A 7,297-nucleotide genomic window follows, 5' to 3' on the forward strand; every position below is an offset into this window, starting at 1 on the left:
GGTCGAGGTCGATGACGCCAGCGCGGTTCAGCACCAGCAGACTGACCACCAGCACCCACGCCGGGAAGGCCAGCGTGATCCACATGCTCACGTCGGCCGAGATCAGTAGCGCCACCGACGCCGCGTAGGTCGTGTACACCAGCCACCGCGGCATCAGAGAAGTCTTGAGCCAGATCGTGGCCAGCGACATCATGAACACCGCAGCCATGCGCAGCGCATAGGTCTTGGTCAGGGTCGTCATCAGCGTCTGGCCGAACGCGACCACGTCGGCGTCGGCCCCGAACCCGTGAGTCGATGACAGCGCCACCCCCACTGCGCTGGCGACGAACGTCATCCCAAGGAACAGCAGTCCGCTCCCGAGGAACACCGACGCGAAGAACTTGTCCTCGAAGCGGCCGAAGCCGTCACGCACCACCCCGATGAACCACAGGAACGTAATGCCGGAGAACGGCATCAGGATGGCCGCGATGCGGACCTTCGTCTTGGCGCCGTCCAACCATGGGGTGCCGATCTCGGGGTGGTCGGGGAGCGCGGTCCGGATCAGGACGAGAGCGGTGCCGAACAGCAGCGCGAACAGAACGCCCGCCACTGCCGCCGCCCGAGGAGTCGAGAGTATGCGGAGCTGCTTGGCCGCGGGGTGTTCGCTCACCGCGTCATGGTGACAGAGCGAACCCCGTAAACGGGTCGAAACTGCAGTGCGCTCGCGATTCGCGGCGCGCTCAGGGTTGGCCGGGGAGCAGCCGGATCATCAATCCGTTGGCCTCCGCGCACAGCGTGCCGTCGGGGCGACGCAGTTCGGCGTTGACGAACGCCTTGCGGCCCTCGACCGAGCGGATCCACGCCCGCGCGTTCAGTTCGACGTCGATCGGCGTGACGCTGCGGTAGTCGACGTGCAGGAAACCGGTGCGGCTGATCGGTCGGCCCGCGGCGTGGATCACCATGCCGAACGTCGAATCGAACAGCAGCGGTAGCACCCCGCCGTGGACGGCCGAGTTGCCACCGACGTGAAAGCGACTGAACTGCACGGTCAATTCGACGCCGTCGGCTTCGAATCTGGTCACCCGATAGGGCGGCATGAGCAGGCTGCCCGAACCGGGAAGGGTGGGCACCCGGCTGGCCGGACCGACGCCCTCTGGCGCCTCGAACGGGTCGAGAAGCTTGACGAGTTCCTCGACGCGGGCGGCCGCGTCGATCCACGTGTCGCTGTCCGGGTCGGCCGACACCGCGAGGTCCTGCAACCGACGCATCGACGCCAGGAACGGTCCGAAACCCGGTCCTGGCGTTGCGGGTTCGAACAGGGGAAACCCGCCGTGCCGGTCGTACTCCGGGTCCGCTTCTGTCACTGCGGAGCCAGGATGTCGCGGCGCACGATCGTCTGGTCCCGCCCTGGCCCGACGCCGATGCACGAAACATGGGCGCCTGCAAGCTCTTCCAGACGCAGGACGTAGTCGCGCGCCTTGGCGGGCAGGTCGTCGAATTCGCGTGCGTCGGAGATGTCCTCCCACCAACCGGGCAGTTCCTCGTAGATGGGTTCGGCGCGGGCGATGTCGCTCTGGGTCATCGGCATCTCATTGGTGCGCTTGCCATCGACGGTGTAGCCCACGCACACCGGCACGGTCTCGAGGCTCGACAAGACGTCGAGCTTGGTCAGGAAGTAGTCGGTGATGCCGTTGACGCGGGTGGCGTAGCGGGCGATCACGGCGTCGAACCAGCCGCAGCGACGGGCCCGCCCGGTGGTGACGCCCACCTCGCCGCCGGTCTTGGACAGGTAGGCGCCGTACTCGTCGAACAGTTCGGTCGGGAAGGGCCCCGACCCGACCCTGGTGGTGTAGGCCTTCAGGATGCCAAGCACCGCGGTGATGCGGGTCGGCCCGATCCCGGAGCCGACGGCTGCACCACCCGCCGTCGGATTCGACGACGTGACATAGGGATACGTGCCGTGGTCAACGTCGAGCAGGGTGCCCTGAGAGCCCTCCAGCAGCACCGTCTCGCCGTTCTCCAGTGCCTCGTTGAGCAGCAGCCTGGCATCGGCGATGCGGTGCTTGAAGCCCTCGGCCTGCGTCAGCAGCGCCTCGAGCACCTCCTGCGGGTCGAGCGCCTTGCGGTTGTAGATCTTGACGAGCACCTGGTTCTTGAATTCCAGTGCGGCCTCGATCTTCTGAGTCAGCGACTCCGGGTCGAGGACATCGGCCACGCGGATGCCGATGCGCGCGATCTTGTCCTGGTAGCACGGTCCGATGCCGCGACCCGTCGTACCGATCTTCTTACTGCCCATGTAGCGCTCGGTCACCTTGTCGATCGCCACGTGGTACGGCATCAACAGGTGCGCGTCGGCCGAGATCAGAAGGCGTGAGGTGTCGACGCCGCGGTCATCGAGACCCTTGAGCTCGGTGAGCAGCACCCCCGGATCCACGACGACGCCGTTGCCGATCACGTTGGTGACACCGGGCGTCAGAATGCCCGACGGTATGAGGTGAAGTGCGAAGTTCTCACCGTTGGGCAGGACGACGGTGTGCCCGGCGTTGTTCCCCCCCTGGTATCGAACAACCCACTGGACGCGACCACCGAGAAGGTCGGTGGCCTTTCCCTTGCCCTCGTCGCCCCATTGGGCGCCGATGAGGACGATTGCCGGCATGGCGTTCTCTCCCGCTCATCTCTGCCTCGATACTGTGGCAGCCGGTGACACACCCTATCTGACCTGATCCCCTGCTGTTTGCAAGGAGTGCGTTGGCCACCCCAGATGCCTCCCCCGATGTCGTCGTGCTGAGCTTCGGCGGCCGTCGCGTGCCCCGGCCCCTTGCCGACTTACCCGCCGTGTCCGTCGCCGATCCGGCCGAGGTGGACGCCGTGGTCGACGCGCGGCGGCTGATCGTGCTTGGAACGCACGGGGACCTCGCGGTGGTGCTGTCGCGGCTGCTGCGCGCCGACCGCCTCGACGTCGAGGTCGCGTTCGTCCGGCGGGGCCTCTCAGCCCGCCGGGCGCGCACCGCGGCGGCCCGACGGGTCCCGTTGATCCGCGACGAGACGGGTGCCGTGCTGGCCCGCGCGGCCCTCTGGCTGCCACCCGGGGACACCGCGCGCACCGTCGCGGGTGAAGCGGTCGTCGACGACACCGTGCTGTTCGACGGCGACGTGACGGGCGTGCGGATCGAGCCGACCTCCGAGCTGCCCGGTCTGCGCGCCCGCGTTCTCACCGGCTGGATGCGACCGCGACGTTGGGTGACCGGGCGCGCCGCGCAGCTTGGGACGACGGGAACCCTGGTGGTGCGCGACGGCACCATGGCGCTTCGCCCAGCGCGGAGGTCGACGTTCTACCGCAACACGCAGGGCTGGTTATCGGTTCGTTGAAGTACGGCGGGCTGGGGGTCCCCCCGCTTGCGGGGGAGAGCGAAGCGACTCGGGAATTGAAGTAGTTTCGTGTGGTGAGCATCCGTCCGCTGCGCCAGTCGGTGCGCCCGAGCCCGATCTTTCTGGCGATCGTGGCGATCACCGCCGTCGGCGGAGTGGTTGCGTGGCTGGCCCAATTCGACCGCACGCCACTGGCCTATGTCGGGGTCTTCGTCTTCGTCATATTCGGCTGGCTGGTGTCGCTGTGCCTGCACGAATTCGGCCACGCCTACACCGCGTGGCGCTTCGGCGACCACGACGTCGAGATCCGCGGCTACCTGACACTGAACCCGCTGAAGTACTCCAATCCCCTGCTGTCGCTGGGGCTGCCCGTGGTGTTCATCGCCCTCGGCGGGATCGGCCTTCCTGGTGGCGCGGTGTATCTGCGCACCTGGTCGATGACCAAGCGGCAGCGGACCATCGTGAGCCTGGCGGGGCCGTTCGCCAACGTCGTGCTGGCAATCGTGCTGCTGGTGCTCACCCGGGTCTTCTTCGACCCCGCGCACGCGGTCTTCTGGTCGGCCGTCGCGTTCCTTGGCTTCCTTCAGGTGACTGCCGTGTTGCTCAACCTGCTGCCCATCCCTGGCTTGGACGGGTACGGCGCGCTGGAACCACATCTGAAGCACGAGACGCAGCGCATGCTCGAACCGGTCAAGCAATGGGGTTTCCTGATCCTGTTCGTCCTGCTGTTCGCCCCGCTGCTGAATCAGTGGTTCTTCTCGATCGTGTTGTGGTTCTTCGATCTGTCCAACGTGCCGGGCGGCCTGGTGTCGATCGGTAGCCAGCTCACGCGGTTCTGGTCCGCCTGGCTCTAGATCGGGCCGATGAACCCACGGTGGCCCATTGCGGTGCGCGCAGCCATCAGCACCGCGATTCCCGTCGTCGCGGGCTGGGCGGCGGGAAACGTCGGGTCCGGGCTGCTCGCCACCCTTGGCGCCTTCACCTCACGGTTCGGTGGTGACCGGCCATATCTGAACCGCGGCATTCAACTGGCCGTGGTTTCGGTGGCACTCGCCGCCGCGGTCGCGGCGGGCTGCTGGGCGGCCGAGGTGCCGTGGCTCGGAGTCGCCGTCGTCTCCGCGGTGGCGGTCGCCGCCGTGTGGCTGTGCAACGCGCTGGCGGTCGGGCCGCCCGGCGCGTACGTGTTCGCGCTGGCCTGTGCGGCCGGTGTGGGGGTGTCGGCGCAGCACCTGGCGCCATGGCAGACCGGCGCCCTGGTGCTCTCGGGTGGGGCGGTGGCGTGGCTGGTGCAGATGGCGGGCGCCCTGCGCGGTCGACGCCACCCCGAGCGCGCCGCGGTCTCGGCGGCAGGCGCGGCGGTGGCCGCCTACGCCGAGGCGATCGGGTCGCCTGATGAGCTCGCCGCCCGGCATCGCGCCGCGACCGCTCTGCACGCGGCGTGGAACGCGTTGATCAGCTTTCAGCTCGTCGAGCGCTCGGACGGCACGCTGCAGCTCCTGCGCGCCGCCAACCACGCGCTGCACGTCGTGTTCACCGACGCGATGTCGGCGGCCGCCGTCGGCGACGAGCCTGCCCCCGATGCCGCCGCGACCGCTCGCGGGATCGCCGCGCTCGCGCTTCCTCCCGAGACCGTCGCGACGCGCGACACCGACCGGGTTCCGCTCGGCCGCCCCGCTGCGTCCACCCTGCTGCTTCGGGCGCTCCGACCCGGATCGCACATCCGGCACGTCATGGTGCGGGTCGCGATCGCGGCACCGCTCGCGGGCGCCGCGGCGTCGCTGCTGGGCATCGGCCACGCCTATTGGGCGATCGCAGCCGCGGTCCTGATCCTGCACCAGGGCGCAGACCGCAGCCGCACCCTGCGGCGGGGCGCCGACCGGTTGTCGGGCACCTGGGTGGGCCTCGCGCTCGCCGCGGGCATCCTCTGGCTGCACCCGCAGGGATTGTGGCTCGCGCTGATCCTGGCGGCTCTGCAGCTGGTGATCGAGATGCTCGTGGTGCGCAACTACGGGCTGGCGTCGGTCTTCATCACCGCCGCCGCGCTGACCATCGCCACCGGCACCCGAGAAGTCGACATCGCCGAACTGCTGCTCGCCAGGGGCAGCGACACCCTGGTCGGATGCGCCGTCGGCGTCGCGGTCTTCCTGGTGACCAGCCGGTTCCAGGAGTCCAGCAGGCTCGTCGACTCCATTGCCGACGCTCTCGACGCCGCCGCGGCGACCTCCGCCCACCTCGCCGCCGACACGTCGACCCTCGCGGCCAGGACCGCGCGCCGGGACCTGCAGTTGGCGGCGATCGACCTGCGGGACGCCGCCGACGCCGCCGAAGCCGGTTCGGCCGTCCTGCGCGCCACCGGCGAGCGGCTGCAACCGGCCGTCCTCGCGACCGAGCACATCGCGTACGGCACGATCACCGCCTGCTGGCAGATGGAGAAACACGGGACGGACCCGCTGTTCGGAGCCGGGGATGCGCGGGCCTACCAAACGCAGCTGCACGGGCTCGCCATCTCAGTGCGGACTGCGACGCCGCCACCGGAGCTGGAGACCTTCCCCGACTTCCTGGCCGACGACGTCACCGCGCTGCGCGACGCTCTGCGGCAGAACTCCCGTTAAGCGTGGCCGAGCTCCGCGCGCGCCGAGGGGTCACAGTCGTCGAGCAGGTCCAGGCACCGCTGGTACTCCTCGGTCTCACCGATGGCGTCGGCGGCGTGCGCCAGCGCGGCGACACAGCGCAGGAAACCGCGGTTGGGCGGATGGGAGTAGGGCACCGGGCCGAAGCCCTTCCACCCGTTGCGGCGGAGCTGGTCCAGACCGCGGTGGTAACCGGTGCGCGCGTAGGCGTAGGCGGTGACCGCCTTGTCGTCGTCGAGCGCCTGCTCGGCCAACGTCGCCCAGGCCACCGACGCCGATGGATGCGCGGCGGCGACGATCGCCGGATTCTCGCCGGCGGCCAGCTCGGCCTCGGCCTCGGTGTCGCCGGGAAGCCGGACCGGATCAGGCCCCAGCAGGTCGCCCATGTGTGTCATGCGCTTATTGTGCCGTGCGGATCGTTACGTGTTCGTCGCAGGCATCGCCCAGCGTGGATGGATAAGCTCTGCAGTAGTCACGAGGGAGGGCTGAGCACGGATGTCGAACCCATCGGGGACGGACGAGAACAGCGAGCCGGTCGGAAGCGACGAGGCCGCGCCCGAGACCGAGGTGATCGACTCGGTCAGCCTGGCTGCCGAAACAGAAGCCGCCGAGGCCAATGAACCCGAGCGCAGATTCACCGCCCCATCGGGGTTCGACGCGGGCAAGACGCAGATCATCGAAACCGCGCCAGAGCCAGCCACCGAGATCATGTCCGTTTCGGAGGCCCCGGCAGGCGCCGCCGCGGCAGGCGCCAACACGGGGCCCATCGCACAGCCCGGATCCGTTGCGCCCCAGTTGATTCCCGGCCGTGGCGATTCTCAGAAACCGCCCGGCCGCCGCCGCAGTTGGGGCTGGGTCATCGCGGTGGTGCTCGTCATCGCGGCGCTGGCCGCGGTCGCCATCCTCGGCACGGTGCTGCTCACCCGTGACGACCCTCCTGCGGTGTCGCAGGAGGACATGGTGCGCACGACGATCCAGAACTTCGACTCCGCGATCCAGAAGGGCGACCTCTCGACGCTGCGCACCATCACGTGCGGCGAGACGGCGGACGGCTACGTGAGGTACGACGACGGGCAGTGGAACGACATCCACTCGCGCGTCGCCGCCGCCAGGCAGTACCCCGTCGTGGCGAGCATCGATCAGGTCGTCGTCAACGACAACCACGCGGAGGCCAACGTCACGTCGTTCATGGCCTTCGACCCGTCGACCCGCTCGACGCGGAGCTTCGATCTGGAGTTCCGCGACGAGCAGTGGAAGATCTGCCAAGCCCCCCAGTAACCGTGCGATTTCGGCGCGCGTGGTTGCGCTGGGCGCAACGG

At 69.0% G+C, this 7,297-nt stretch carries 8 protein-coding genes; 4 read left to right on the forward strand and 4 right to left on the reverse strand.

Going from position 1 to position 7,297, the window contains the following annotated elements:
• The 3 genes from ACRDUX_RS16180 to ACRDUX_RS16190 all read right to left on the reverse strand — a co-directional run.
• Positions 1-649: hypothetical protein (locus tag ACRDUX_RS16180; RefSeq protein ID WP_526415031.1), on the reverse strand; the 649-nt coding region annotated here is incomplete at its 3' end.
• Positions 650-719: 70 nt separating this feature from the next.
• On the reverse strand, positions 720-1,343 hold the full coding sequence (locus ACRDUX_RS16185) for a PaaI family thioesterase (protein WP_526415032.1): 624 nt from the start codon (positions 1,341-1,343) through the stop codon (positions 720-722).
• The gene (locus tag ACRDUX_RS16190; protein WP_526415033.1) at positions 1,340-2,635 is read right to left on the reverse strand and encodes an adenylosuccinate synthase; all 1,296 of its coding nucleotides are present in this window, start codon (positions 2,633-2,635) and stop codon (positions 1,340-1,342) included. Before ACRDUX_RS16190 ends, ACRDUX_RS16185 begins: the two co-directional genes overlap by 4 nt.
• 92 nt (positions 2,636-2,727) lie before the next feature.
• Here ACRDUX_RS16190 and ACRDUX_RS16195 point away from each other — a divergent pair, with 92 nt between their 5' ends.
• The 3 genes from ACRDUX_RS16195 to ACRDUX_RS16205 all read left to right on the forward strand — a co-directional run bounded on the left by ACRDUX_RS16195 (position 2,728) and on the right by ACRDUX_RS16205 (position 5,960).
• The gene (locus ACRDUX_RS16195; RefSeq protein WP_526415034.1) at positions 2,728-3,348 is read left to right on the forward strand and encodes a peptidase M50; all 621 of its coding nucleotides are present in this window, start codon (positions 2,728-2,730) and stop codon (positions 3,346-3,348) included.
• 74 nt (positions 3,349-3,422) lie between these two features.
• Complete coding sequence (locus ACRDUX_RS16200) at positions 3,423-4,202, forward strand: site-2 protease family protein (protein ID WP_526415035.1); 780 nt, start codon at positions 3,423-3,425, stop codon at positions 4,200-4,202.
• A 9-nt stretch (positions 4,203-4,211) separates the two neighbouring features.
• Positions 4,212-5,960, forward strand: a complete 1,749-nt coding sequence (locus ACRDUX_RS16205; protein WP_526415036.1) for an FUSC family protein — start codon at positions 4,212-4,214, stop codon at positions 5,958-5,960.
• On the opposite strand, the gene ACRDUX_RS16210 is transcribed toward ACRDUX_RS16205, so the two are convergent.
• Positions 5,957-6,373, reverse strand: coding sequence for a DUF3151 family protein (locus ACRDUX_RS16210; RefSeq protein ID WP_526415037.1), 417 nt, complete (start codon positions 6,371-6,373; stop codon positions 5,957-5,959). The genes ACRDUX_RS16205 and ACRDUX_RS16210 overlap by 4 nt on opposite strands.
• Before the next feature lie 100 nt (positions 6,374-6,473).
• Between ACRDUX_RS16210 and ACRDUX_RS16215 the strand changes: the two genes are divergently transcribed.
• Complete coding sequence (locus ACRDUX_RS16215) at positions 6,474-7,256, forward strand: Rv0361 family membrane protein (protein ID WP_526415038.1); 783 nt, start codon at positions 6,474-6,476, stop codon at positions 7,254-7,256.
• Positions 7,257-7,297: the final 41 nt, after the last annotated feature.

Source organism: Mycobacterium sp. (assembly GCF_050701675.1).
Classification (GTDB): domain Bacteria; phylum Actinomycetota; class Actinomycetes; order Mycobacteriales; family Mycobacteriaceae; genus Mycobacterium.

Coding starts and splice junctions, on each gene's coding strand:
- ACRDUX_RS16190 (WP_526415033.1), bottom strand. CDS start 2,635: ATGCCGGCAATCGTCCTCATCGGCGCCCAATGGGGCGACGAGGGCAAG.
- ACRDUX_RS16205 (WP_526415036.1), top strand. CDS start 4,212: ATGAACCCACGGTGGCCCATTGCGGTGCGCGCAGCCATCAGCACCGCG.
- ACRDUX_RS16210 (WP_526415037.1), bottom strand. CDS start 6,373: ATGACACACATGGGCGACCTGCTGGGGCCTGATCCGGTCCGGCTTCCC.
- ACRDUX_RS16215 (WP_526415038.1), top strand. CDS start 6,474: ATGTCGAACCCATCGGGGACGGACGAGAACAGCGAGCCGGTCGGAAGC.